The sequence below is a fragment of the Rhodanobacter ginsengisoli genome (assembly GCF_042657065.1).
GTDB classification, from domain to species: domain Bacteria; phylum Pseudomonadota; class Gammaproteobacteria; order Xanthomonadales; family Rhodanobacteraceae; genus Rhodanobacter; species Rhodanobacter ginsengisoli.
In genome coordinates, this window is sequence record NZ_JBHSNF010000001.1 from 1640622 (window position 1) to 1663476 (window position 22855).

At 66.1% G+C, this 22855-nt stretch carries 21 protein-coding genes; 6 read left to right on the plus strand and 15 right to left on the minus strand.

The genetic code is table 11. The annotated features are described in order from the left end of the window. Nucleotides 1–41: 41 nt before the first annotated feature. Complete coding sequence (locus ACFPPA_RS07585; RefSeq protein WP_377318844.1) at nt 42–374, plus strand: high-potential iron-sulfur protein; 333 nt, start codon at nt 42–44, stop codon at nt 372–374. Between the two features lie 443 nt (nt 375–817). Here the strand turns inward: ACFPPA_RS07585 and ACFPPA_RS07590 are convergent, their stop codons facing one another. After that, nucleotides 818–2275 (minus strand): amino acid permease, encoded by a 1458-nt coding sequence (locus ACFPPA_RS07590; RefSeq protein ID WP_377318846.1) that lies wholly within the window; start codon nt 2273–2275, stop codon nt 818–820. A 97-nt stretch (nt 2276–2372) separates the two neighbouring features. Continuing rightward, nucleotides 2373–3899, minus strand: a complete 1527-nt coding sequence (locus ACFPPA_RS07595; RefSeq protein ID WP_377318848.1) for an amino acid permease — start codon at nt 3897–3899, stop codon at nt 2373–2375. 164 nt (nt 3900–4063) lie between these two features. Between ACFPPA_RS07595 and ACFPPA_RS07600 the strand changes: the two genes are divergently transcribed. Then, nucleotides 4064–4612 carry an NUDIX hydrolase gene (locus ACFPPA_RS07600; RefSeq protein ID WP_377318850.1) on the plus strand — a complete coding sequence of 183 codons (549 nt, stop codon included), beginning with the start codon at nt 4064–4066 and terminating at the stop codon, nt 4610–4612. A 91-nt stretch (nt 4613–4703) separates the two neighbouring features. Here the strand turns inward: ACFPPA_RS07600 and ACFPPA_RS07605 are convergent, their stop codons facing one another. The 3 genes from ACFPPA_RS07605 to parE form a co-directional block, all read right to left on the minus strand. Then, nucleotides 4704–5225 (minus strand): 3-hydroxyanthranilate 3,4-dioxygenase, encoded by a 522-nt coding sequence (locus tag ACFPPA_RS07605; RefSeq protein WP_377318852.1) that lies wholly within the window; start codon nt 5223–5225, stop codon nt 4704–4706. A 112-nt stretch (nt 5226–5337) separates the two neighbouring features. After that, the gene (locus tag ACFPPA_RS07610) at nt 5338–5931 is read right to left on the minus strand and encodes a fasciclin domain-containing protein (RefSeq protein ID WP_377318854.1); all 594 of its coding nucleotides are present in this window, start codon (nt 5929–5931) and stop codon (nt 5338–5340) included. 191 nt (nt 5932–6122) lie between these two features. Then, nucleotides 6123–8012 (minus strand): DNA topoisomerase IV subunit B, encoded by a 1890-nt coding sequence (gene parE / locus ACFPPA_RS07615; RefSeq protein WP_377318856.1) that lies wholly within the window; start codon nt 8010–8012, stop codon nt 6123–6125. Between the two features lie 326 nt (nt 8013–8338). On the opposite strand from parE, the gene ACFPPA_RS07620 reads away from it, so the two are divergent. Together ACFPPA_RS07620 and ACFPPA_RS07625 are read left to right on the plus strand one after the other, a co-directional pair. Next, entirely contained in the window at nt 8339–9526 is a 1188-nt protein-coding gene (locus tag ACFPPA_RS07620; protein WP_377318858.1) for a DUF6861 domain-containing protein, read from the plus strand. Next, on the plus strand, nt 9527–9949 hold the full coding sequence (locus ACFPPA_RS07625; RefSeq protein ID WP_377318860.1) for a hypothetical protein: 423 nt from the start codon (nt 9527–9529) through the stop codon (nt 9947–9949). It begins immediately after the preceding gene. Between the two features lie 21 nt (nt 9950–9970). On the opposite strand, the gene ACFPPA_RS07630 is transcribed toward ACFPPA_RS07625, so the two are convergent. The 7 genes from ACFPPA_RS07630 to ACFPPA_RS07660 all read right to left on the minus strand — a co-directional run bounded on the left by ACFPPA_RS07630 (nt 9971) and on the right by ACFPPA_RS07660 (nt 15375). After that, complete coding sequence (locus tag ACFPPA_RS07630) at nt 9971–11818, minus strand: ABC transporter ATP-binding protein (protein WP_377318862.1); 1848 nt, start codon at nt 11816–11818, stop codon at nt 9971–9973. A gap of 107 nt (nt 11819–11925) precedes the next feature. After that, nucleotides 11926–12639 carry a peptide-methionine (S)-S-oxide reductase MsrA gene (gene msrA / locus ACFPPA_RS07635; protein ID WP_377318864.1) on the minus strand — a complete coding sequence of 238 codons (714 nt, stop codon included), beginning with the start codon at nt 12637–12639 and terminating at the stop codon, nt 11926–11928. Nucleotides 12640–13058: 419 nt separating this feature from the next. Beyond that, nucleotides 13059–13283 carry an RNA-binding S4 domain-containing protein gene (locus ACFPPA_RS07640; protein WP_377318866.1) on the minus strand — a complete coding sequence of 75 codons (225 nt, stop codon included), beginning with the start codon at nt 13281–13283 and terminating at the stop codon, nt 13059–13061. A 41-nt stretch (nt 13284–13324) separates the two neighbouring features. Beyond that, nucleotides 13325–13768 (minus strand): barstar family protein, encoded by a 444-nt coding sequence (locus ACFPPA_RS07645; protein ID WP_377318868.1) that lies wholly within the window; start codon nt 13766–13768, stop codon nt 13325–13327. Next, nucleotides 13765–14199: a guanyl-specific ribonuclease gene (locus ACFPPA_RS07650; RefSeq protein WP_377318870.1), complete on the minus strand. Its 435-nt coding sequence runs from the start codon at nt 14197–14199 to the stop codon at nt 13765–13767. The genes ACFPPA_RS07645 and ACFPPA_RS07650 overlap by 4 nt, the downstream gene beginning before the upstream one ends. 91 nt (nt 14200–14290) lie before the next feature. Continuing rightward, nucleotides 14291–15124, minus strand: a complete 834-nt coding sequence (locus ACFPPA_RS07655) for a DUF72 domain-containing protein (RefSeq protein WP_377318872.1) — start codon at nt 15122–15124, stop codon at nt 14291–14293. Further along, entirely contained in the window at nt 15121–15375 is a 255-nt protein-coding gene (locus ACFPPA_RS07660) for a phosphatase PAP2 family protein (protein WP_377318874.1), read from the minus strand. Before ACFPPA_RS07660 ends, ACFPPA_RS07655 begins: the two co-directional genes overlap by 4 nt. A gap of 165 nt (nt 15376–15540) precedes the next feature. Between ACFPPA_RS07660 and ACFPPA_RS07665 the strand changes: the two genes are divergently transcribed. Both ACFPPA_RS07665 and ACFPPA_RS07670 read left to right on the plus strand, forming a co-directional pair. After that, complete coding sequence (locus ACFPPA_RS07665; protein WP_377318876.1) at nt 15541–17247, plus strand: serine hydrolase; 1707 nt, start codon at nt 15541–15543, stop codon at nt 17245–17247. 113 nt (nt 17248–17360) lie between these two features. Beyond that, complete coding sequence (locus ACFPPA_RS07670) at nt 17361–19007, plus strand: alpha/beta hydrolase-fold protein (protein WP_377318878.1); 1647 nt, start codon at nt 17361–17363, stop codon at nt 19005–19007. Nucleotides 19008–19077: 70 nt separating this feature from the next. Here ACFPPA_RS07670 and ACFPPA_RS07675 read toward each other — a convergent pair whose 3' ends face one another. The 3 genes from ACFPPA_RS07675 to ACFPPA_RS07685 form a co-directional block, all read right to left on the minus strand. Beyond that, nucleotides 19078–19500 carry a VOC family protein gene (locus ACFPPA_RS07675; protein WP_377318880.1) on the minus strand — a complete coding sequence of 141 codons (423 nt, stop codon included), beginning with the start codon at nt 19498–19500 and terminating at the stop codon, nt 19078–19080. Between the two features lie 71 nt (nt 19501–19571). Further along, a complete protein-coding gene (locus ACFPPA_RS07680) occupies nt 19572–20387 on the minus strand; it encodes a helix-turn-helix domain-containing protein (RefSeq protein WP_377318882.1) in 816 nt (271 codons plus the stop codon). A gap of 39 nt (nt 20388–20426) precedes the next feature. Beyond that, nucleotides 20427–22832 carry a DUF3772 domain-containing protein gene (locus ACFPPA_RS07685; RefSeq protein WP_377318884.1) on the minus strand — a complete coding sequence of 802 codons (2406 nt, stop codon included), beginning with the start codon at nt 22830–22832 and terminating at the stop codon, nt 20427–20429. Nucleotides 22833–22855: the final 23 nt, after the last annotated feature.

Consider the following 22855-nt stretch of genomic DNA (forward strand, 5'->3'; position numbering starts at 1 on the left):
GGCGCAGCGTGCACCGGATAGGTACCGATCGAGGCTTGCCCATGTCGAACGAAAAAGATATCGAATCGCGTCGCAAATTCCTCAAGGTGGCCGCCGGCACCACGGTGGCTGCGGTTGTCATGGGTGGTTTGCCACGATTTGCGCGTGCCGCGGATCTGCCGCCGGTCAGCGAGACGGATCCGACCGCGAAAGCTCTTGGCTACGTGGAGGATGCAAGCAAGAGCACCAACCCGAAACACAAGGCCGGCGACGATTGCAGCAACTGCCAGTTCTACACCGGCGGCGCGACCGGTCGCGGGGCATGCCAGCTGTTTCCGGGCAAATCGGTGGCTGCCAAGGGCTGGTGCGTGTCGCACACGCCGAAGAAGGGCTGACTGGATCGTCTTCATTCAGCGCCATCGAGCATGGTCAGGGGCCGGCATATTGCTGCCGGCCTCTTCATTTGCGCATGAGCGCGAGCGGATGCTGTGGGCGTTTGGCGAGCGGCAGTTGCGCGCGGGGAACGGGGATGTCCGGACAAAGTGCGGCCCGGACACATCAGGCTGAGGAGCTACCCACCTGACGCGCCGGGCCGCGATCCGGGGCCCACTGCCAAGTGATCAACCCGCGGACTGAGGATCATACTCCCGCGATCGGCGAATGGGCGACCAGGCTTCGGATTTCTCTTGAAAAATTCTCGTTAAATCAATTGAAAACAACAACTTGCTTTTGATTTTTCGACGAATTCTGTGAAACTAGTCACGCAAGGCGGTACGCCTCAAAAGGATGCTATTCAGTACATTTCGCCGAAAATGAGGCATTTTCGGCGAAATTACCGTCAAGGCAAATTCGTGGCGTCCACCGGATGGCGCAGGTAGCTGTGCCGGCGACCGTAGAAAAAGTAGATGGCGAACCCGAGCGCCGTCCAGATCCCCAGGATGGCCCAGTTGAACCAGTCCAGGCTGAGCAGCAGCGCCAGGCAGCTGAGTACGCCGGCCAGACAGGTGAACCAGACCCAGGGCACCCGGAATGTGCGCGGCAGGTCCGGCATGGTGTGACGCAGGATCAGTACGCCGGCGCAGACCGCCGAGAAGGCGATCAGCGTACCCATCGAGGTCAGGTTGGCCAGCAGGTCGAGTGGGAAGATCGCGGCCAGCAGGGCAATGAGCGTGCCGGTGATCACCGTGTTGACGTGCGGTGTGCGATAGCGCGGATGCACCCGGGCGAACACCGGCGGGAGCATGCCGTCACGCGCCATGATCATGAAGATGCGCGGCTGCGCGATGATCATCACCAGGATCACCGAGGACAGCCCGATCATCGCGCCGATTTCCACCACCAGGCGCAGCCAGTCCAGTTGCGGATGCGCGCCGACCGCGGTGACCACCGGCTCCGAGGTATCCAGCACGGTATAGGGCACCAGACCGGTCAGCACCGCCGCCATGGCTAGGTAAAGCACGGTGCAGATGACCAGCGAGACCAGGATGCCGAACGGCAGGTCGCGTTGCGGGTTCTTGCACTCCTGTGCCGCGGTCGATGTCGCCTCGAAACCGATATAGGCGAAGAACACCATCGCCGCCCCGCGCATGATGCCCGACCAGCCGTACTTGCCGTCGCCCTGTGCCGCCGGGATGAATGGATGCCAGTTCTCGGGGTTCACATAACGATAGCCAGCCACCACCACGATGATGATCAGGCCGACCTTGACCAGCACCATCAGCGCATTCAGGCCGGAAGACTCGCGGATGCCGATGTAACACAGCCAGGTCAGTGCCATCACGATGGCCACGGCGGGCAAGTTGAACAGGTGGCCGGTGGCGACCAGATGACCGTTGGTGAAGGCCAGTGGCGCCTCGGTCAGCGCGATCGGCAGGTGCAGCCCCATGTGGTCCAGCAGGCTGGTGAAATAGCCGGTCCAGCTGGCGGCAACCGCCGAGGCGGAGATGCCGTATTCGGCGACCATGTTCCAGCCGATGAACCAGGCCGCCAGTTCGCCCAGCGAGGCGTAGGCATAGGAGTAGGAGCTGCCGGAGATCGGGATCAGCGTGGCGAACTCGGCATAGCAGAGTGCGCTGAATCCGCTGCATATCGCCGCGATGATGAAAGACAGCAGGACCGCCGGGCCGGCGTGTTCCGCCGCCGCCGTGCCGGTAACCACGAAGATGCCGGTGCCGATGACCGCACCGATGCCCAGTGCGGTAATGCCCCAGGGGCCGAGCGTGCGGCGCAGCCCCGGGCCATGGACGTTGTCATCGTTGCTGAAATCGGTCTTGCGGGCGAACAACTGCTTGAGCATGGGATATCGTCTTTGGATGCGGATCGTCGAGCTCACGGGCCCGGGCTACGTGACGGCAGACACAAGGACCGGCGCCATGGGCGCCGGTCCTTGTCTGTCAGTGCGTTTTCTGGCGCAGCTTGCTGTGCCGGTAACCGTAGAAGCCGTAGATCAGGAAGCCGATGGTGATCCAGCTCATCAGCAACGGCCAGCGCACCTTGAACGCCTGCCAGAACAGGAACAGGCAGGCCGCGGCACCGACCAGGCAGACCGCCCAGGGCCATGGCACGCGGAACGCGCGCGGTAGCTCCGGGCGGGTGCGGCGCAGTACCAGCACGCCGATGCATACCGTGGTGAATGCCAGCAACGTACCCATCGACACCAGGTCGCCGAGAAGGTCCACCTGGAACAGTCCCGCCAATACCGCAGCGATCGAGCCGACGATGACGGTGCCGATGTAAGGCGTGCGATGTTTCGGGTGCAGACGGCCCAGCGCCTTCGGCAGCAGTCCGTCGCGCGACATCGAATAGAAGATGCGCGGCTGGCCCATCAGCATCACCAGCACCACCGAACTCAGGCCGGCCAACGCGGCAAACACGACCAGGATCTTCAGCCCGCTCAGGACGTGGATGGCGGTACCGCCGGGAGCGACCGTGCCGATGACGTAGCTGATCGCGGTGGCGACGGGCTCGGGCGTGTTGAGCATGCGGAATGGCGTTACGCCGGTCATGGTCGCGGCCATCGCGACGTACAGCAGGGTGCAGATGAACAGCGAGCCGAGGATGCCGATCGGCATGTCCCGTTGCGGGTTTTTCGCCTCGCCTGCGGCGGTGGAAACCGCATCGAATCCGATATAGGCAAAGAACACCAGCGTCGCGCCACGGTACACGCCAGCCCAGCCGAATTTCGAGCCGCCCTCATTGGCCGGTACGAACGGGTGCCACAGGGCCGGGTTGATGTAGTGGAACATCACCGCCAGGAACAGCAGGATCACGATGACCTTGATGCCCACGATGATCGCGTTGACCGTCGCCGATTGCGTGATGCCGCGGTAGCAAAGCCAGCTGATGGCCCCGACGATCAGGATCGCCGGCACGTTGACCAGGGCGCCGGTGGTGACGAGGTGGCCGGCGTCGTCCAGCCTCAGCGGAGCCGAGGACAGTACCGCTGGAAGGGTGAGAGTCATTCCGGTGGCCGCGCTGAGCATGCGCAGCAATTCGCCGAAATAGCCGGACCAGGCCACCGCCACGGTCGATGCCGCAAACAGGTATTCCAGCACCAGGTTCCAGCCGACGAACCAGGCGACGACTTCGCCAAGGGTGGCGTAGGAATATGAATACGCGCTGCCGGAGACCGGCAGCATCGCGGCAAACTCGGCGTAGCACATGCCGGCGAGGGCGCAGGCAAAACCGGCGATGAGGAAGCTGATGATCAGTGCCGGGCCGGCGAACTGGGCGGCAGCGGTGCCGGTAATGGCAAAGATGCCGGCGCCGATCACCGCGCCGATGCCTAGCATCACCAGGTGCCTTGCCGTCAGTACCCGTTTCAGCGTGACCTCACCCTCGGGCCCACCTTCGACCGGTTCGCCGGCATCCACGCGAGGCATTGCCTCAATGGCATGGGTGGCAAAAAGACCTTTTATCATCGAGCTCCCCTCAGGTGATGTTGTCCGCTTCCGCTCTGGGGCGGATGATTGATGCGGGCCGGCAATGGCGGGTCAACATAGCCTAGCGCCAAGGGTTGTACAAGCTTCATTCAGGTCGCGCAGAAGGCTGTCGCGAGGTATTCCACATCACACCACGGATGTTCATGCAGCAACCAGCCATCCCCATGATCGAGGCTCTCACTCGCTACCGTGACCAATGGCACGGAGAGGTTGCGACGGTCGCGCAGTTCCTGGCATTTCTGCAGAATCATCCCGAGGCGTTCGAGCGCAGCCATGCGAGCGGTCACTTCACCGGTTCGTGCTGGCTGGTCAGTGCCGATGGCGCACGCGTGCTGCTGATGCATCACCGCAAACTGGACCGATGGCTGCAACCGGGAGGTCATGCCGACGGCGACTGCGACCTGGCACGGGTCGCCTTGCGCGAGGCGCAGGAGGAAACCGGCGTGGCGGGGCTGCGCATCGAAGACGGCATCTTCGACATCGACCGTCATCGGATACCGGCGCGTGCCAACGAGCCCGAGCATTGGCACTACGACGTGCGGTACGTGATTCGTGCCGGAGAGGACGAACGCTTCACGATCAACCCGGAGTCGCACGCGCTGGCATGGCAATCGGTGGCCGAAATGGCGGACGACACTGCCCTGGATACTTCGCTGCGGCGGATGGCGCGCAAGTGGCTGGTCCGCTCGTAGCCGAGGCTGTTGTGGGAGCGGCTTCAGCCGCGATGCTCTTGAGAGTTTGCACAAAAGCATCGCGGCTGAAGCCGCTCCCACAAGCGCGATCCTATGGGTATTTCGCAGGCGCCGGGTTCAGGTGGCCGCATTCGCCGCAGGTGCGCAGTTCGCGTGAACCGTAGAAGCGATCGAATACCGGCGGGAAATCGTGTTCGATGTTGTCGAGCACGAAATACTCTTCGTACAGTTTGTGATTGCAGCGCTCGCAGAACCACAGCAGGCCATCCTTCTCGTGCGCCAGGCGTCGACGCTCGATCACCAGTCCGATCGATGCAGGCATGCGTTGCGGCGAGTGCGGCACGCGCGGCGGCAGATAGAACATCTCGCCGGCGCGGATCGGAATGTCGCGGGCCTGGCCGTCGTCCTGCACCTTCAGCACCATCTCGCCTTCGATCTGGTAGAAGAATTCCGGGCCTTCGTCGAGGTGATAGTCGGTGCGCGCATTCGGGCCACCGACGATCATGATGATGAAGTCGCCGTCGACGATGCACTTGTTGCCGACCGGCGGTTTCAGCAGGTGGCGGTGTTCGTCGATCCAGCGTTGCAGATCGATGGGGGGCAGCAGGGCCATGCGGGTTGCTCTCGAGAAACCAGTGCGCACCATAACGCCGACGTCGCTGCAAAAGAAGCCGCCCCGGCGAAGGAACCGGGGCGGCACGGGGAGAGCCCGGAAGGCGCCGCGGTTACGGCATCAGCACCTTGTCGATCACGAAGATCTCGCCGTTGGACTGGGCCACGTCGGCGATGGTGATGTTCGCGACATCGCCCTTGTCATCGGTGACGGTCCATTTGCCATGGTGCCTGGCGATCGTGATCGAATCGCCCTCGACGGTCTTCAGCACGGCCTTGCCGCCGCCGGCCTTCGCTGCCTTCGCCAGGTCATGCGCGGTGTATTTTCCCGGCACCACATGGTAGGTGAGGATCTTGCTCAGGGTGGCCTTGTTTTCGGGCTTCAACAGCGTGTCGACGGTGCCGGCGGGCAGGGCGGCGAACGCCTCGTTGGTCGGTGCGAAGACGGTGAACGGACCCGGACCCGACAACGTGTCGACCAGGCCGGCCGCCTTCACCGCGGCAACCAGGGTGGTGTGATCCTTCGAGTTCACCGCATTCTCGATGATGTTCTTCGATGGATACATCGCCGCGCCACCGACCATCACCGTCTTCTGCATGCTCATCGAATCCATCGAGCCGGCCAGCGCCATCGGGATCGTGGCCACCGAGGCCAGCGCCAGCGAAAGGCCGATGGCCAGTGTCCGCACGGGTGAATGAGTGTTCATGAGTGTTCTCCAGTGGATTTCCGCTTCGCGGAGTGGAAGCGTGTTGGAGATACGGCAACCGCGCCCGAACGGATGCACTCCCGCCGACGGGAAGTCCGGCGGGATGGAAATCGTCACGGCACAGGGACGGGCACGATGCCGCCATCGTCATCCGGATCGATGGCCGGTGACGATGGCGTGGAGTGAGGCGATCAGACTTCGAGTGTGGCCAGGTCGCCTTTCTCTTCCAGCCACGCCTTGCGATCGCTGGCGCGCTTCTTCGCCAGCAGCATGTCCATCAGCTTGCTGGTGCCGTCGTCGTCGCCGATGGTCAGCTGTACCAGCCGGCGCGTGTCCGGGTGGATGGTCGATTCGCGCAGCTGCGGTGGATTCATCTCGCCCAGACCCTTGAAGCGGGTCGTGCTGACCGCGCCCTTCATCTTCTCGCGCTCGATCCGCTGCAGCATCGCCAGTTTCTCGCTCTCGTCCAGGCAGTAGAACACCTGCTTGCCCACGTCGACGCGAAACAGCGGCGGCATCGCCACGAACACATGGCCTTCGCTGACCAGCTTCGGGAAGTGCCTGAGGAACAGGGCCGCCAGCAGCGTGGCGATGTGCAGGCCATCGGAATCGGCATCGGCCAGGATGATCACCTTGCCGTAGCGCAGGCTGGAAAGATCATCCTTGCCGGGGTCGCAACCGATCGCGATGGCGAGGTTGTGCACTTCCTCGGATGCGAGCACCGAACCGGACTCGACTTCCCAGGTGTTGAGGATCTTGCCGCGCAACGGCAGGATCGCCTGGAACTCCTTGTCGCGTGCCTGCTTGGCACTGCCGCCGGCCGAATCGCCCTCGACCAGGAACAACTCGGTGCGGGTCAGGTCGGTGGCGGTGCAGTCGGCCAGCTTGCCGGGCAGCGCCGGACCCTGGGTGATCTTCTTGCGCACGATCTGCTTGGCTGCCTTCAGCCGGGCGCTGGCGCGTTCGATCGCCAGCTGCGCGATGCGCTCGCCCATCTCCACGTGCTGGTTCAGCCACAGGCTGAAGGCGTCGTGGATGACGTTCTCGACCATGCCGGCGGTCTGTCGCGAGGACAGCCGCTCCTTGGTCTGGCCGGCGAACTGCGGGTCTTGCAGCCGCACCGACAGCACGAAGGCGAGCCTTTCCCACACGTCTTCGGGCGCCAGCTTGACGCCGCGCGGCAGCAGGTTGCGGATGTCGCAGAACTCGCGGATCGCGGTGGTCAGGCCGGTGCGCAGGCCATTGACGTGGGTACCGCCCTGCGCGGTGGGGATCAGGTTGACGTAGCTCTCCTGCACCAGTTCGCCCTCGGGCAGCCAGGCCAGCGCCACTTCCAGGCCTTCGACGTCGCGCGCCATGTGGTGCACGAACAGCTCGTTCGGCAACGCCTCGACGCCGTCGAGTTCGCCGCGCAGGTAGTCGCGCAGGCCGTCCTCGTAATGCCACTCGATCACTTCGCCACTGGCTTCGTCGGTGAGCTTCATGTTGAGGCCGGCGCACAGCACCGCCTTGGCGCGCAGCAGGTGCTTGAGCTTGCCCAGCGAGATCTTCGGCGAATCGAAATATTTCGCCTCCGGCCAGAAGTGCAGGGTGGTGCCGGTGCGCTTCTTCGGCACCGTGCCGATGACCTCGAGCGGGCTCACCTTGTCGCCGTGCTCGAACGCCATGCGGTATTCGGATCCGTCGCGGCGGATCGTCACCTCGACCCGGTCGGACAGCGCGTTGACCACCGACACGCCCACGCCATGCAGGCCGCCGGAGAAGTTGTAGTTCTTGCCGCTGAATTTTCCGCCCGCGTGCAGCCGGGTCATGATCAGCTCGACGCCGGAAACGCCTTCCTCGGGATGGATGTCCACCGGCATGCCGCGGCCGTCGTCGGTCACTTCCACCGATCCGTCGGCGTGCAGTACCACCTCGATGGTCTTCGCGTGGCCGGCCAGCGCCTCATCGACCGAGTTGTCCACCACCTCCTGTACCAGATGGTTCGGTCGGGTGGTGTCGGTATACATGCCAGGGCGGCGTTTGACCGGGTCCAGGCCGGACAGGACTTCGATATCGGCGGCGTTGTAGCGACTGCTCATGCGTGTGTTTCGGATGATTCAAGACAGCGAAGCATGGGGCGCGCGGGCGGGCAGGGTCAAGCCGGATGCTGCCGGCGGCTGGCGGAACCAAGATCGCGCTGGGGCCATCGCAAGGGTCAACCCCAGAACCCGCCAGATGCGCACGTCGAGTTGGCAAACCAGCTGGTCGGTCTCGGCGCAGGAGAGCGTGGCATGGATGATTCGGACACACGCTGAGCGGAGCGAGTGGCAACCCGTCATTCGTCCTGGCGATCCGGGTCACATCCTCTAGTGCTCCCGCAGGTTATCCTGTCACCTGAACGGGGCCGCCGGGCAGGATGCCAGAGATGATGCCAGGGATGCGAGGTGCGTGGATCGAGCTGGAGCAATGGGCGCATCGGCAGGCGTCTGCCCTCAGGGCTGATGCCCGCCTGCTGGCTGTCCGCAGTGTCTGCCTTGAGGATGCTTTGACGTTATCGACGCGTCTGGCCCTCGAGCAGATCGAACGGGACTTCCACGAGCTGGACGTCCGGGTGATTGCGAACGAAATCATCCGGCTGCTGACCGAATGTCTCGCGATCATGGTGGCGACCACCGGCACCGGAGCGGTACTGGGTGGCATCGCAGGGTTCTTCGGTGGCTTGGGTGCGGGGGCCATACCGGGGGCGGCAGCGGGTGCGGCGCTTGGCGCCGAAGCAGGCGAATGGATACTCGCTGCGATTGGCCTGAAGGTGCTCGCCGAATTTGTGGTCAACGGGTTGCCGGCGATCGGGCGCACTTACTGGGAAGGTCTGCGGGAGGCCTGGCTGGCCGCCCAGCCCACAGCCTCGCCGCAGAGCCAGCCGCATGTCGATCCCCTCGCCGTGAGGCACGCCGCCAGCAAAATGGCACGCGGCCATGTGGCGATGTTCGTGCTGCTGTTGATGGCTGTGGTTGCCTACGTCAGCAAGGGACGAGGCAGCATGCGCGAACTGGCCGAGAAGGCCGGCAACGGTCGGCTTGGACGCAAGTTCGGGGAATGGCTGCTCAGGAACGAGTCGAAACTCAAGGCTGATCCGCGGCTGCGCTCGCCTGACAAGCCAGTCGCTGGATCCGGTGGATTGAACGTATCTCACCAAAGCGGCGCGAGCGGACCGACACCGCCCCGATCATCCGTAGCGAAGCCCTCTCCTGTTGGAAGGGAGAGTGCCGTAGTCCAGAAGGATTCGATCATTCAGCGCGGAGGCGCCCACGGTGAGGTCAAGGGCCTGCCGGGGTACGAATCGCATCACATGCCGCCGGATTCGGTCAGCCCACTACCGACCAATCAGGGGCCTTCCATCGCGATGAAGGTGGACGATCATCGCATGACCGGGAGTTGGGGCAGTTCGCGGGAGGCGCGTGCGTACCGAAAACGACAGGCAGAACTGCTGGAGCATGGGAAATTCAGGGAAGCCCAGAAGATGGATGTAGACGATGTGCGGGAAAAGTTTGGTGACAAGTATGATGAAGCCATCGACCAGATGCTGAAGTACACGGACAAGAAGGGGCCTTAAGTGAAATACGAGATCGTTCCACTCAAGGGTCTGGACGGCATCCTGTTCGGGATGGATGCGCGAAGGGTCAGGGCGCTGATGGGCACCGGATTCAAGTCGTTCAAGCGTACCCCGGAGGCGGCGTTCCCTTGCGACTACTTTGCCGACGCAGGTGTGTTCGCCAACTACGACGGGACGGGGCATCTCGAGGCGATCGAATTGGCATCGCCCGCTACTCCAAGGCTCTACGGAATCAACCTGCTGGGCATGGGTTTTGACGCAGCGGTGAAATTTCTGATGGCCAAGGATCCCGAGCTTGATCAAGAGGCCGATGGCGCCATTTCCCTGGCAATGGGGATAAGCCTGTACGCGCCGCATGCAGCGAAGGACCCCAAAGCCGCGGCGGAAAGCGTGCTCCTGTTCGCGGCGGGCTATTACGACTGAGCCTGCGTCGCGGTGATGGCCTCAGCGATACCCCTGCGCCTGCAATGAGAACAGGTGGGCATAGTGGCCTTGCTGCGCCATCAACTGATCGTGGCTGCCGTGCTCGATGATGCGGCCGTCCTGGATCACGATGATCTGGTCGGCCATGCGCACGGTGGAGAAGCGGTGCGAGATCAGGATCGCGATGCGGCCGCCGGCGAGGTCGCGGAAATGCTGGTAGATGGTCGCCTCGGCCGCCGCATCCATCGCCGCGGTGGGTTCGTCCAGCACCAGGATGTCGGCGCGCGAGCGCATGAAGGCACGGGCCAGGGCGATCTTCTGCCATTGTCCGCCGGACAGCTCGCGGCCATCCTTGAACCACTTGCCGAGCTGGGTATCGAAGCCGGCGGGAAGGCTGTCGATGAACTCGCTGGCCATGCCCTTGTCGCTGGCTTCGCGCCAGCGCGCGGCGTCCTCGAAGTGGTTGACGTCACCGGCGCCGACGTTTTCGCCCACGCGCATCTGGTAGCGCGCGAAGTCCTGGAAGATCACCCCGATGCGCTGCAGCAGCACGCCCTCGTCCCATTCGCGCAGGTCGGTGCCGTCGAGCAGGATGCGGCCGCTGTCTGGCGTGTACAGGCGCGTCAGCAGCTTGATCAGGGTGGTCTTGCCGGAGCCGTTCTGGCCGACCAGGGCCAGTGATTCGCCGGGACGGATGTGCAGGTCGATGTCCTGCAGCGCGGGTTCGCCGGCGCCGGGATAGCTGAAGCTGACCTGCTCGAAGCGGATGCCGTCGTCTGGTTTCGCGCCACGCTGCACGACGCCGATGGCCGGCGGCACCGGGGTTTCCAGGTATTCGTAAAGAGTCGACAGGTACAGGTTGTCCTCGTACATGCCGCCGATCGCCGACAGCATGGCCGACACCGCCGACTGGCCCTGACGGAACAGCATCAGGTACATCGTCATCTGGCCCAGAGTGATGCGTGCGATGACGGTACTCATCGCGATCCAGGCGTAGGCGCCGTACAGGGTCAGCGTGCCGAGCAGACCCAGTCCGAAGCCCCAGCTGTCGCGGCGGACGGTGAGGTCGCGGTCGTCGCGGTAGAGCTTGTCGAAGATGTCGCGGTAGCGCTGCAGCAGCAGCGGGCCGAGGCCGTAGAGCTTTACTTCCTTGGCGTGATCCTCGCGCGCCAGCACCGTCTCCAGATACAGCTGCATGCGCGTCTCCGGCGAGCGCCAGCGGAACAGCCGGAAGGCGTCGCCGGAAAACTTCGTCTCGGCCAGGAACGACGGCAGGCCGGCCAGCAGCAGCACCAGCACGGCCCACGGCGAGAACTGGAACAGCAGGCTGCCGTAGCTGACCAGCGAGATCGCGTTCTGGCCCAGCCCGAAAGTCCGCGTGACCAGCGACAGCGGCCGGCTCGAGGCCTCGCGGCGGGCGCGGGTCAGCTTGTCGTAGAACTCGGAGTCCTCGAAGTGCGCCAGCTCCAGGGTCAGCGCCTTCTCCAGGATCATCACGTTGACGCGCTGGCCGAGCTGCGCGCGCAGCAGCGACTGGCACAGCGACAGCCCGCGTTGCGCGCCGGCCAGCGCCGCCACCAGCGCGCCTTCCAGCGCGACCCATTCGAACACCGGTCGCAGCGGTGCGGATCCGCGCGAGGCCCACAATCGGCTGGCACCGACCACCGCATCGACGATGTGTGCGCCGACAAAGGCCACGCCCGCCGGCAGCAGGCCGGCGACGAGGGTGAGCAGGGCCAGTGCGATCGTCAGTCGGCGACTGGTGCTCCAGACCAGTTCCAGCGCGCGCCCGCTGAAGCGGAACACGCCCAGGAAACTGCGCGTGAGGTCGGTGGGTTCGTTGGGCGGGATGGATCCGTGAGGCGGCACGTGGGGAGGATGTCAGGCAGGCGCGCGAGCGGGCGCGAAGTTACCGACATGGGGGCCGTGCCGCCTCATGCAAGCCATCGGCCCGCAAGTCGGACCTGACTGCCCGCTCAGTGCAGCTGTACCTCGACGAATTGCTGGTCCGGCTGGTACAGCTCGGGAAACAGCTGCTGCAGATGGGCCACCTTGGGCGCATCGTTAAAGACGATGTAGGGATTGTTCGGATGCAGCTGGAAGTAGTGCTGGTGGTAGGCCTCGGCCGGATAGAACGCCTTCAGCGGGACCACCTGGGTCACGATCGGCGCCGGGAACGACTTCGCGGTGGTCAGCTGCGCGATGTAGTTGCTGGCGATCTTCTTCTGCTCGTCGTTGCCGTAGAAGATCACCGAGCGGTATTGCGTGCCGCTGTCCGGGCCCTGCCGGTTCAACTCGGTCGGATCCAGCGCGACCGAGAAGAACACCTGCAGCAGCTGGCCGTAGCTGACCTGGGCCGGGTCGAACTGCACCTGCACCGATTCGGCATGACCGGTATTGCCGTCGCTGACTTCGTCGTAGTGGGCGGTGTCCGCATCGCCGCCGGAATAGCCGGCGGTCACCTTGTGCACGCCCTTGACGTGCTCGAACACGGCCTCGATGCCCCAGAAGCAGCCACCGGCAAGCACCGCCACCTGGTCATGCGCCGCGGCCATCTTCGGCGCGTCGACGGCGGGTGCGGGGAGTTTCACGAAATCGCTGGTGGCCGAAACCGGGCGGCAGGCGGTCAGGCCGGCCACGAGCAGGGCGGCGACCAGCGGAAGGGCTTTGAATGCGGAGCGGCGAATCATGGCAGGCCTCGCTGACGTTGGGGATGCGCAGGGCGGCATCCGGTGCATGCAGTTACGAGCCGGCCGTCGCGGTGGATGCAACCGCCCTGTCCAGCCGGGCCGGTCGCCATCGAATCCGCGGCGGATGGCTCTCACCCGTCAATTCGCCGTTCGGCCGGCCGGGGTTACATGCAGCGTCTATTCGTCAGGCCAGGATTGTCTGCGGCCGTTGCCAGACAGACCACGCCTGCAGGTCGGGGTCCCGGGTAGCGGTGGCGTGGCGGTGTTGTCGGCGGTTCGGGCGGCGCGTCGACGGGTGCTGCCGGTCGCGGCCGTGCCGCGCAGTGGTTCGGTGGCCGTGCGCCACGGGCCGGGCAGGGCGCCGCGGCGTCGACGGGTTCCCGCTCCGGCGTCAGCTCAGCCGCCGCTGTCTCCGTCGTTCAGCGCGAATCGGGCAGCACGTGGATTTCCACGTCGTCGATGGTGACGACCTGGCCCGCGTGGATCTTGCAGGTCTTGCGCAGCTCGATCTGGCCGTCCACGGCCACGGCGCCGGTGGCCACGATGGCCTTGCCCGCGCCGCCGCTGTCGCACAGGCCGGTCAGCTTCAACAGCATGTTGAGCTCGACGTAGGTGCCTTCCAGTTCAAAATCGATGGTTTGCATGGTTGTCCGGGGAATCGGTGGGTCGAGAGGGTGACACGCTTTCAGGCTGAAGTGGGGGCGGCATCGAAAGCGCTGTCGGGCAGGGCGACGAAGGCGAACCACGGCCGGTCGTTGTCCTGCCCGAACGTGGCCGCGTCGTCGAGGATGCCGAGCAGGATATCGAAGTCCGCCCCGGCCGCCCGGCGCAACTCGTCGGCATGCTCGAACAGCAGCACGTGTCCCCAGGCCGGTATCCAGCCGAGGTCGCGCAGGCAGTCAGCCAGTGCATCCCAGTTGTGGCCGAACGTGGCGGGAAGTTGCAGCGAGATGGCGAGCCGGCGCAACAGCTCGTCCTTGTCGCGGCAACCGGCAAGGTCGATCCGGCGGACCCCCAGCTCATCGCGCGCGGCGGCCCGGGCCAGCCGGTCCAGGTCGTTGACGCCGACGAAGTAGACGCCGCCATGGGCCGGCCGGGTGAGATCCAGGTCGAAGCCTTTCGTGCTCATCGGCTCGCCTCGAAACGGCGAAAGCTGCGGTAGTGGTCGTCGGTGTAGTACCAGGCCACGGGCGGCGTGCCACCGGTGATGATGCGCCGTGCGCCGCGACTGTGGGCGCCGGGGGTTTCCACCGTGTACTCGTGGTAATAGCCGCGCGGCTGCGCGGGCAGCAGGCCTTCGTAGTTGCCGAATACCGCACCGTCCTGGGGGTGGTCGTACGGGCCGCCGCTGGCGATCCTGGCCACCAGGGCGCGTGCTTCGACCGGCAGGAAACCCGGTGCCGCGGCTGTCGCGCCCTGATCGTGAGAAACCCGGCCCTGCCCGGAGCGAGTCACCTCGGCCGCGGGCCCCGCCAGCGTCGGCGCGGGCGCATGCCGTTGCCACAGCACGACCGCGAAGGCCAGCGCGGCGATCAGGATGACGGGATTGAGTCGGCGCATGCGGTTTCACGGGACCAAGGGCAGGGGTGGAGCTTAATGCGGCCCCGTTTGCCGATAAACCGGAACATCGAAGGTTGCCGTGCGACGCCATTCAGCGGAGCCGATCGATCCGCGACTGCAGCGCCATCGCGGCCGCCGGATTGCGATGCTTGGCGCTGGCGATGAAGAACACGAACACGTCGCGCGCCGGGCCATCCGGTTGCAGCGGCGCGACATGGGGCAGCGCGCCGATGTCCTTCCCGGCGGCCCAGTCGCGCGCCTGTCCGGCCCACCGGTCCAGTGCCTCGGGGGTGTAGCCGGTGGGAATCTCGTCGGCGCTGCGCATCAGCCGCGCATAGCTGAAGTCGCCGCTGAGGTCGGCCAGCGAGGGATGGACCGGCGAGTCGGTGAACACGGTCGGCACACCATGCGCGCGCACCAGCGCCACATAGGACTCGCACTGGAAGCCGGGGTGGCGTACTTCCAGCACGTGGCGTAGCGGCTGGCCGGCCAGTTCGCGCGGCAGCGCGTCCAGAAACGCGGCCAGGTCGCCGGCGTCGAACGGTCGCGACGGCGGCAGTTGCCACAGGATCGGCCCCAGCCGGTCGCCGAATTCGGCCAGTCCGCCATGCACGAAACCCGCGATGCCCTTGCCGGTCTCGGCCAGCCGCCGGCCTTCGGTGATGTAGCGCGGCGCCTTCAGCGAGAACACGAAACCAGCCGGCGTCTCGGCCGCCCACTTCGCATACGTCGCCGGTTTCTGGGCGCCGTAGAAGGTGCCGTTGATCTCGATCGCGCGCAACTGGCGGCTGGCGTATTCCAGTTCGCGCCGTTGCACCAGCCCGGCCGGGTAGAAGTTGTCGCGCCACGGCGCATAGGTCCAGCCGCCGATGCCGACGCGGATGTGCGGGCCAGCGAACGGTGCGGGGGCGAACAGGTCGTTCATGGCGGCGGCTCCGGGGAGGGGTTTCCTGCGCCGCGGGTCGTACTGTCGCGCAGGTATTCGGTAACGCCGATGCACGGCACCAGCCATGCCGCAGCGCCGGTGTAACCGGCCAGCAGGTCGCTGAAATCACGCGCCTGCGACAGGATCCGGCTGATCCCGATCGCTCCGATCAGACCCGGCCCGCCGACGGCCAGCGAGAGGATCCATGCGAGCAGTGCGTTTGCAGCCATCGATTCGGCCAGGGGATTCATCGGGCTCCCGGGTTTGCCATGCGTATGCCTGATGTTGCCATGGGCGAGATGATCGGGGCTGCGGCCCGGTGAGTCGAGCGAAGTTGTCGGGGGCGTGACTTCCAGCGCTGGCCTGGCGGGCGGTTTGCCGCGATAGTTGGAAGATTGCCTTCAGCGGAGCCCTCGATGCCCCAGCGATTCCACTCCCCGCGCCTGCCATCGGCCAGGCTGGCCGCCTGCTGCGCCCTGTTCGTCGTCGCCACGGGCGCCTGGGCGCAGGCGCCGGCGGCGGCGAAGCGGTTGCCGCCGCCGGTGTCGATCCACGACATCGTGCGTCCGCTGCCGCCGGCGCAACTGCAGGATCTTGCCGCCTATGTCGACAGCGCGCGCAAGACCTTCGACGTGCCGGGCATCGCGGTGGCGATCGTCAAGGACGGCAGGGTGGTGATGGAGCAGGGCTTCGGCCTGCGCGAGATCGGCAAGCCGGACAAGGTCGACGCGCACACCCTGTTCGCGATCGCCTCCAACACCAAGGCATTCACTGCCGCCTCGCTGCAGCAGCTGGCCGAAGCCGGCAAGCTGAAGATGGACGATCGGGTGATCGACCACCTGCCGTGGTTCCGCATGTCCGACCCGTACGTGACCCACGAGATGCGCATCCGCGATCTGCTGGCGCACCGCAGCGGGTTGAGCCTGGGGGCCGGCGACCTGCTGTACTGGCCGCCGACTTCGTACACCACGAAGGAAGTGGTCGAGCGGCTGCGCCACGTGCCGATCAAGAATGGTTTTCGCAGCCACTACGCCTACGACAACATCCTGTTCGCGGTGGCGACGCTGGTGATCGAGCAGGCCTCGGGCCAGAGCTACGCCGACTACGTGCGCGAGCACATCTTCCAGCCGGTCGGCATGGATGAATCGCGGATCGACAAGACCTACCTCAAGCCCGGCATGGATGTGGCGATGGGCCATGCCCGCCTCGACTTCAAGCAGCTGAAGCCGGTGCCGCCGATGGCCTGGCTCAACGATCCGGGGGCGGGCGGCATCTACGCCAGCGTGCACGACCTGGCCAAGTGGATGAACGTGCAGCTGGCCGGCGGCGCATTGCCGACCCTCGGCAAGGACGGCAAGCCGCAGCGGTTGTTCTCCGCGGACAGCCAGCAGCAGATGTGGTCGATGCTGACGCCGATCCCGATCGGCAAGCCGCCGATTCCGGAACTGGCGCCGCTGGTGCCGGACTTCTACGGCTATGGCGAAGGCTGGTTCCTGTCCGACTACCGCGGCCAGCGGCTGGTCTGGCATACCGGTGGCTGGCCGGGCATGGTCTCGCGGGTGACCCTGGTGCCGGGGCTGCACCTGGGGGTGGTGGTGCTGACCAATGCCGAGTCCGGCGCCGCGTTCAATGCCGTGACCTGGCGTGTACTCGACGCGTACCTGAACCCGGAACGCAAGACGGACTGGGTCGTCGTGTACGACAAGGCGGTGAAGCACGCCGAGGCGAACGCCGACGAGAGTCAGGCCAGGCACGAGGCGGCGCGCGACAAGCACGGCAAGCCGTCGCTGCCGCTGGCGAAATATGCCGGTACTTACCGCGATCCGTGGTACGGCGATGTCGTGATCAGCGACGAGCATGGCAAGCTGCGCCTTCGCTTCAGCAAGACCGCGCAACTGATCGGCACGATGACGCCGTGGCAGCACGACAGCTTCGTGGTGCGCTGGGACGACCGCGCGCTGAATGCCGATGCGTTCGTCGATTTCAGCCTGGACATGGACGGCCATATCCGCGAAGTGCGCATGCAACCGGTGTCGCCAATGACGGATTTCAGCTTCGATTTCCAGGACCTGCGCCTGGTGCCGGTACCCACCCCGAAGACTCCGGGCGAGCAGGACGACTGACCGCAACAAGGGCCCGCCCGGATGCGTCCGGTCGAGCCGCCGATGGCGCATGGGGTGCGGCGCCGTGGGTGGATTCATGCCACGCACCACCGCTTGCCACAGGGGAATGCATCATGCGCTGTCGTCGTCACGCCGTTGCGGCGTTGCTGTGTCTTGGATTGCTGGCCGGTGCGGCCCATGCGCGAACCGGTGCCGTCGAAGCGCATGAGTTCTTCCGGGTGCGGATGGGAGCCGCCTCGACCCAGCCGACATCCGGTCGGCTGCTGCTGTTCGCGATCGATGCGAAGGTTGCCGAGGCGCAGGCGCTGAAGCAGTCCAAGGGCAAGGACGGCACGGTCGGGGAGGTGGACGCCAACCCGTTCAGGGCCACCCAGACCGCGGTGGCCGCCCGCGAGGTAAGCCGATGGGAACCCGGGCAGGGCATCGACATCGACGCCGACCGGCGGGCCTTTCCGACCGGCTATTCGCAGCTGCCGCCGGGCGACTACCTGGTGCAGGCGGTGCTCGATGTCGATCACAGCTACAACTACGGCGGCCGCGGTACGGGCGATCTGGTCAGTGCCGTGACGAAATTGCATCTGCCGTCGAGCAGCGTGCCGACGCTGAGCCTGGTCAAGGCGTTGCCGGCGGACGATCCGTGGGCGCTGTCTGCCTCGACGCCGTCCGCGGTACGCCAGGCACTTCCCGACGCACGCCGGCACGCGACCCCGATCGACTTCGTCAGTCCCGCCCTGAGTGCGTTCTGGGGACGCCCGATCCACATGCACGGCCGGGTGCTGACGCCACCGGGTTACGACGCAAAGGCGGCCGCGCGCTATCCCACGGTCTATTACACGCAAGGTTTCGGTGGCAACAACGATCGGGTCATCGGCACCCTGGTCGATATCTACGCGGCGATGGACAAGCGCGAGATGCCGCCGATGATCTGGGTATTCCTGGACGAGTCGAGTCCCACCGGTACGCATGAATTCGCCGACTCGGTGAACAACGGGCCGTGGGGTCAGGCGCTGACCACCGAGCTGATTCCCGCGCTGGAATCGCAGTACCGGATGGATGGCCGGACGAGCGGGCGGTTCCTCAATGGCCATTCCTCCGGAGGCTGGGCCACGCTGTGGTTGCAGACGCGCTACCCGAAGATATTCGGAGGCACCTGGTCGACCTCGCCGGATCCGGGCGACTTTCATGACTTCACCGGCATCGACCTGTACGCGCCGCATGCCAATGTCTATCACCGTCCGGATGGTTCGGCCTGGCCGCTGGTGCGCGATCACGCCAGGGTGCTGGGCACGTTCGAGCAGTTCGCCGGGCTCGAGCGCGTCCTCGGTGGCTACGGTGGCCAGCTGGCCTCGTTCGACTGGGTGTTCTCGCCGCGTGGGCAGGACGGCCGGCCCCAGCCGATGTTCGATCGCGACACCGGCGATGTCGACCCGGCGGTCGTGGCGTACTGGCGCGATCACTACGACATCGCGTATCGATTGCAGCAACAGTGGCCGCGGCTGAAGCCCGATCTGGATGGCAAGATCCACCTGTATGTCGGCACCGCCGACACGTTCTATCTGGACGGTGCCGCGCACCGCCTGAAGGCCGTGCTGGACGGCCTGCATGCCCGGTCGGAATTCCGCTTCCTGCCGGATCGCACCCACTTCGACCTGTACAAGGTGGGCGACGACCGGCGTGGCCTGCTCAAGCAGATCAGCTGGGCGATGTATGCGATCGCGCGACCGGATTCACGTTTGAAGGCGGAGGCCGAAGCGCATTGAGTGATGCCACCGACCGGTCGACCGACGTCTTGCACGGAGGACGGCGGTCAACCCGGTTGGCGGGCCGCGCTCACGCCGGCTGCCATGGGTCGTAGCTGCCGAAGTACCACAGGTGGCCTTCCGGGTCGTGGCAGCTGTAGCCGGCTCCGCCGTAGTCCTTCTCGGCATAGTCGTCGACGATCACGGCACCGGCGGAACGGGCCCGCTCGTAGTGCGCCTTGCAGTCGCTGACGGTGACGCAGGCGCATTGGGTTTCGCGGCCGCCGATCTCGTCGGGCTGGGCGATGTGCTGGCCGAACGCGTTGTCGCTGACCTCGCCGAGCATGATCATGCCGTTGCCGTACGTCAGCTGGGCGTGTTCCACGCGGCCTCGCTCGTTTTCGTAGACGGCGTGCCTTTCGAAGCCGAACGCCTTGCACAACCAGTCGATGGCGGCATGGCCATCACGGTAGCGCAGGCAGGGGATGATGCTGCTGCCGTTCGAATGGGACATGGGAATCTCCCTGGTTGACCTGGCACGAGGTTAGCCAGCGACGCGCCGGCCGTCTTGTAGATTTCCGCCGGTCAGTCCAGCGGCAGATGGTTCGGGTACGGTCCGCGTGCGGCCATGAACGCGCCGGGCGTGATGCCCGCGAACCGCCGGAACTCGTGCGTCAGGTGGGCCTGGTCGCAGTAGCCGCAGTCGGCGGCGACGTGACTCCAGTTCACCGTCGGCTGGCCCTGGGCCTGCGTCACCACGGCACGGAAGCGCACCAGCCGGGCGTAGTGCTTGGGGCGCATGCCGACCTGGCGTTGAAATAGCAGACCGAGCCGGCGTTCGGACAGGCCGGCGTCGCGTGCCAGCAAAGGGATGCGGGTGACCTGCGGCAGCTCGGCAAGCGCAGTCAGTGCATGGGTCACCGCGGGCTCCAGCACCGGCGAGTGCAGTTGCTGCCGCAGCCATCGGGAGAGCGTGCGCAGGCGCTCGTGGGCGTCGCTCGTTTCCAGCAACTGCTGCCGCAGCAAGGTGGCGCGGCGGCCAAACAGGTCGGCGAGATCGATGTCGCGACCGGCCAGCCTGGTGGCGTCCTCGCCGGTCAGTGCATGAGCGCCGCCGGGACGGAACACCACGCCCATCACGCGAATCTGTTCGGCTGTGTCGATGATCTCGCTGCGCAGGGTGGGGCCACCGAGCACGCTGCCGGACGAGCGGATGCAGCGGCGCGCGTCATCGTCGGTGTAGACCCGCGTCTCGTCCTCGTGCAGGTTGATGATCAGCTGCGCGCCGGGTTGCGGCAGCACCCGCTCGTAGTGATGGGCGGCGGCGGGCATGTCCCAGTCCCACACCTTCGCGATCAGCGCATCGAGCGGTGGACCGGGCTGGCAGCAGTGGAATCCCATCGGCAGGCTCCTTGGCTGGAACCGATTGTATGCCCCGGCTCAGCCGGTGCCTTCGTCGTTCTCGGCCAGCGGCGGCAGGGTGCGGATCAGCTGTGGCCGGATCAGCGCCAGCCGGGCGAGCCGCAGGCGCTCGAGCATCTCGAACAGCAGTTCGCTCTTCACTCCGGCGACCTCGCGCGGGCTGCCGACGTAGGCCACGCAGTTGAACGTCATCGAGCCGGCATCGAGGTTCTCCAGCAGCACGTAAGGCGCCGGCGTGGCCAGCGTCCCGGGATGCGCGCCGAGGACCTCCAGCACCAGCTCGCGCACCTTGCCGGCATTGGTATCCAGCGGCATCGGCAGCTTGATCTGGGCGCGGCCCAGCGCATTGGACTGGGTCACGTTGCGCACGTTCTCGGTGATCAGCTGCGAGTTCGGCACGATCACGGTAGAGCGGTCCCACAGCTGGATCTCGGTGGCGCGTACGTTGATCCGGCGGATATCGCCCTCGACCGTGCCCAGGCTGACCCAGTCGCCCACCTTCACCGGCCGCTCGACCAGCAGGATCAGGCCGGAGATGAAGTTCTGCACGATCGCCTGCAGGCCGAAACCGATGCCCACCGACAGCGCGCTGACGATCCAGGTGATGCTTTTCAGGTCCACGTGCAGCGCGGCCAGGGTCAGCACCAGCACCAGCAGGCCACCGAGGTAGCCGAACAGGGTGATGATGGAATCCTGCATGCCCGGTTCCATCGTGGATTTCGGCAGCAGTTGCTCGCGCAACCAGCGCTTGAGCGTGCGCAGCACGAACCAGCCCACCAGCAGCACCAGCACGGCGGTGAAGATGCTGCCCGGGTCGATCGCCAGCTGGCCGAGCTTCAGCCCGCTGAACGTGCGGCCCGCGCTGGCCAGCAGGTCGCTCGGGCCGGCGCCGAACGGCGTCAGCACGGTGGCCATCGCCAGCACGACCAGCACGACCCGGATCAGTCCGGAAAACAGCGTGGCCGCCTGTTCCAGCGTGTGCGGCGCCAGCTCGAACGCGGCCTGCAGCCGCTTGCCGCTGCGCCCGCGCGGCAACAGCAGCGTGTTGGCCAGGTCGGTCAACAGGTGAATCAGCAGATAGACCGTGACCACGATCACGCCGACCCACAGCATCTGCACGGCGACGAAGAACGCCAGCGCGATGAAGCCGGTGGCCACGCCCAGCCAGCTGACGACCACGCCCAGGGTGGCCGCGGCCGCCAGCAGTCCGATCCAGAGCGGTCGCGCCGGGAGTTCGCCGCCGGCGGCCGCCAGCTCCCTGCGGGCGTGCCGCAGGCGCAGCAGGGCCATCCCGATCAGGCCGCTGACCACCAGTGCCATCAGGCCGCGCGTGGCGACGGTGGCCGGCAGGCTGGAGCCGATCGCGCGGCTGGTACGCTCGAACAGGCCGAACAGCAGGGCGGCGGCACCGAGCAGCCAGGGAAACCGGCGCAAGCGCTGGGCGGCCAGATCGGGCAGCGCCGGCAGGCGCCACGAGGGCCGGCGCACCGACAGCAGGGCGCGCCCGAGCCCGGTCACGTAGGCAGCGAAGCAGACCAGCCGCACCGAGGCTTCGGCCAGCGCGTCCAGGTCGGGATCGAGGATGTCGTTCCAGTTCAGCCCCAGGTACACCAGCTGCGCCGCCAGTCCGGTGGTCAGCACGGCGGTCAGCGCCACCGCCATGGCCATCGCGCTGCGGCGCAGGTGACCGTCCGGCACGTGATGCGTGGCCAGCGTCAGCAACAGCCGCTCCAGCAACCAGCGCCCGCCCGCCAGCAGCAAGGCCGCGGCGATCAGGCACAGCAGCAGGGGTTGCCGGTTCGGCGGTTGCCAGGCCTCGCTCCAGGCGTCGGAGCAGCGCGCAAGCAGCCGCTTCAGCCGCGCCTCGTCGTCCGGAAAGGTGCGCACCGGATCGACCCAGAAGGTCTGGCTGAAGGGAGTCGCCGTGCGTGATGCCAGTCGTGCCTGGAACTGGTCGTTGCGCAGGCCGGTGAGCTGCTCGGTGAGCTGCAGCGCGTTCTGGTCGAGCAGTTGCGCCTGCTTGATCTGCGCGTCGAGCCCGGCCTGGGCCTTGTCCAGTTGCCGGCGCCGGGAGGCGACCTCCGCGGCCTCGGGTGGCGCGCCCTTCGCCGGCGGCGGGCCGAGCACGGCGAGCTGGGCCTGCAGCGCGGCCATCTGCGGTGCCAGGCTGGCGGCCAGCTGGCGCGCCTGATCCTGCACGCTCAGGGCGGTGCTGCGCAGGTCGGCGATCGGCGCGTCGGCGCTCTTGTCCTTCAGCACGCTCCTGACCGTATCGAGCTGGCTGTCCAGTTGATCCAGCGTCTGTGCAGGCGTCGCCGCGGACGCCGCGGAAGCGGGCGAGGGGTTGCTGCTCTGGGCGTGCAGCAGGGAGGCGGTGCCGAGACTCAGCAGAAGGAACAGGACGTAACGCAAAAGGATAGGCATCCGGGCATGATCGGAGCGATGCC

Excerpts from the sequence above, each read along its gene's own strand:
- ACFPPA_RS07680 (WP_377318882.1), bottom strand. The coding sequence starts at position 20,387 with ATGGGATTCCACTGCTGCCAGCCCGGTCCACCGCTCGATGCGCTGATC.
- ACFPPA_RS07600 (WP_377318850.1), top strand. The coding sequence starts at position 4,064 with ATGCAGCAACCAGCCATCCCCATGATCGAGGCTCTCACTCGCTACCGT.
- ACFPPA_RS07590 (WP_377318846.1), bottom strand. The coding sequence starts at position 2,275 with ATGCTCAAGCAGTTGTTCGCCCGCAAGACCGATTTCAGCAACGATGAC.
- ACFPPA_RS07675 (WP_377318880.1), bottom strand. The coding sequence starts at position 19,500 with ATGTCCCATTCGAACGGCAGCAGCATCATCCCCTGCCTGCGCTACCGT.
- ACFPPA_RS07640 (WP_377318866.1), bottom strand. The coding sequence starts at position 13,283 with ATGCAAACCATCGATTTTGAACTGGAAGGCACCTACGTCGAGCTCAAC.
- ACFPPA_RS07685 (WP_377318884.1), bottom strand. The coding sequence starts at position 22,832 with ATGCCTATCCTTTTGCGTTACGTCCTGTTCCTTCTGCTGAGTCTCGGC.
- msrA (WP_377318864.1), bottom strand. The coding sequence starts at position 12,639 with ATGATTCGCCGCTCCGCATTCAAAGCCCTTCCGCTGGTCGCCGCCCTG.
- ACFPPA_RS07655 (WP_377318872.1), bottom strand. The coding sequence starts at position 15,124 with ATGAACGACCTGTTCGCCCCCGCACCGTTCGCTGGCCCGCACATCCGC.
- ACFPPA_RS07605 (WP_377318852.1), bottom strand. The coding sequence starts at position 5,225 with ATGGCCCTGCTGCCCCCCATCGATCTGCAACGCTGGATCGACGAACAC.
- ACFPPA_RS07660 (WP_377318874.1), bottom strand. The coding sequence starts at position 15,375 with ATGAATCCCCTGGCCGAATCGATGGCTGCAAACGCACTGCTCGCATGG.
- ACFPPA_RS07620 (WP_377318858.1), top strand. The coding sequence starts at position 8,339 with ATGATGCCAGGGATGCGAGGTGCGTGGATCGAGCTGGAGCAATGGGCG.
- ACFPPA_RS07665 (WP_377318876.1), top strand. The coding sequence starts at position 15,541 with ATGCCCCAGCGATTCCACTCCCCGCGCCTGCCATCGGCCAGGCTGGCC.
- parE (WP_377318856.1), bottom strand. The coding sequence starts at position 8,012 with ATGAGCAGTCGCTACAACGCCGCCGATATCGAAGTCCTGTCCGGCCTG.
- ACFPPA_RS07670 (WP_377318878.1), top strand. The coding sequence starts at position 17,361 with ATGCGCTGTCGTCGTCACGCCGTTGCGGCGTTGCTGTGTCTTGGATTG.
- ACFPPA_RS07595 (WP_377318848.1), bottom strand. The coding sequence starts at position 3,899 with ATGATAAAAGGTCTTTTTGCCACCCATGCCATTGAGGCAATGCCTCGC.
- ACFPPA_RS07650 (WP_377318870.1), bottom strand. The coding sequence starts at position 14,199 with ATGCGCCGACTCAATCCCGTCATCCTGATCGCCGCGCTGGCCTTCGCG.
- ACFPPA_RS07585 (WP_377318844.1), top strand. The coding sequence starts at position 42 with ATGTCGAACGAAAAAGATATCGAATCGCGTCGCAAATTCCTCAAGGTG.
- ACFPPA_RS07645 (WP_377318868.1), bottom strand. The coding sequence starts at position 13,768 with ATGAGCACGAAAGGCTTCGACCTGGATCTCACCCGGCCGGCCCATGGC.
- ACFPPA_RS07610 (WP_377318854.1), bottom strand. The coding sequence starts at position 5,931 with ATGAACACTCATTCACCCGTGCGGACACTGGCCATCGGCCTTTCGCTG.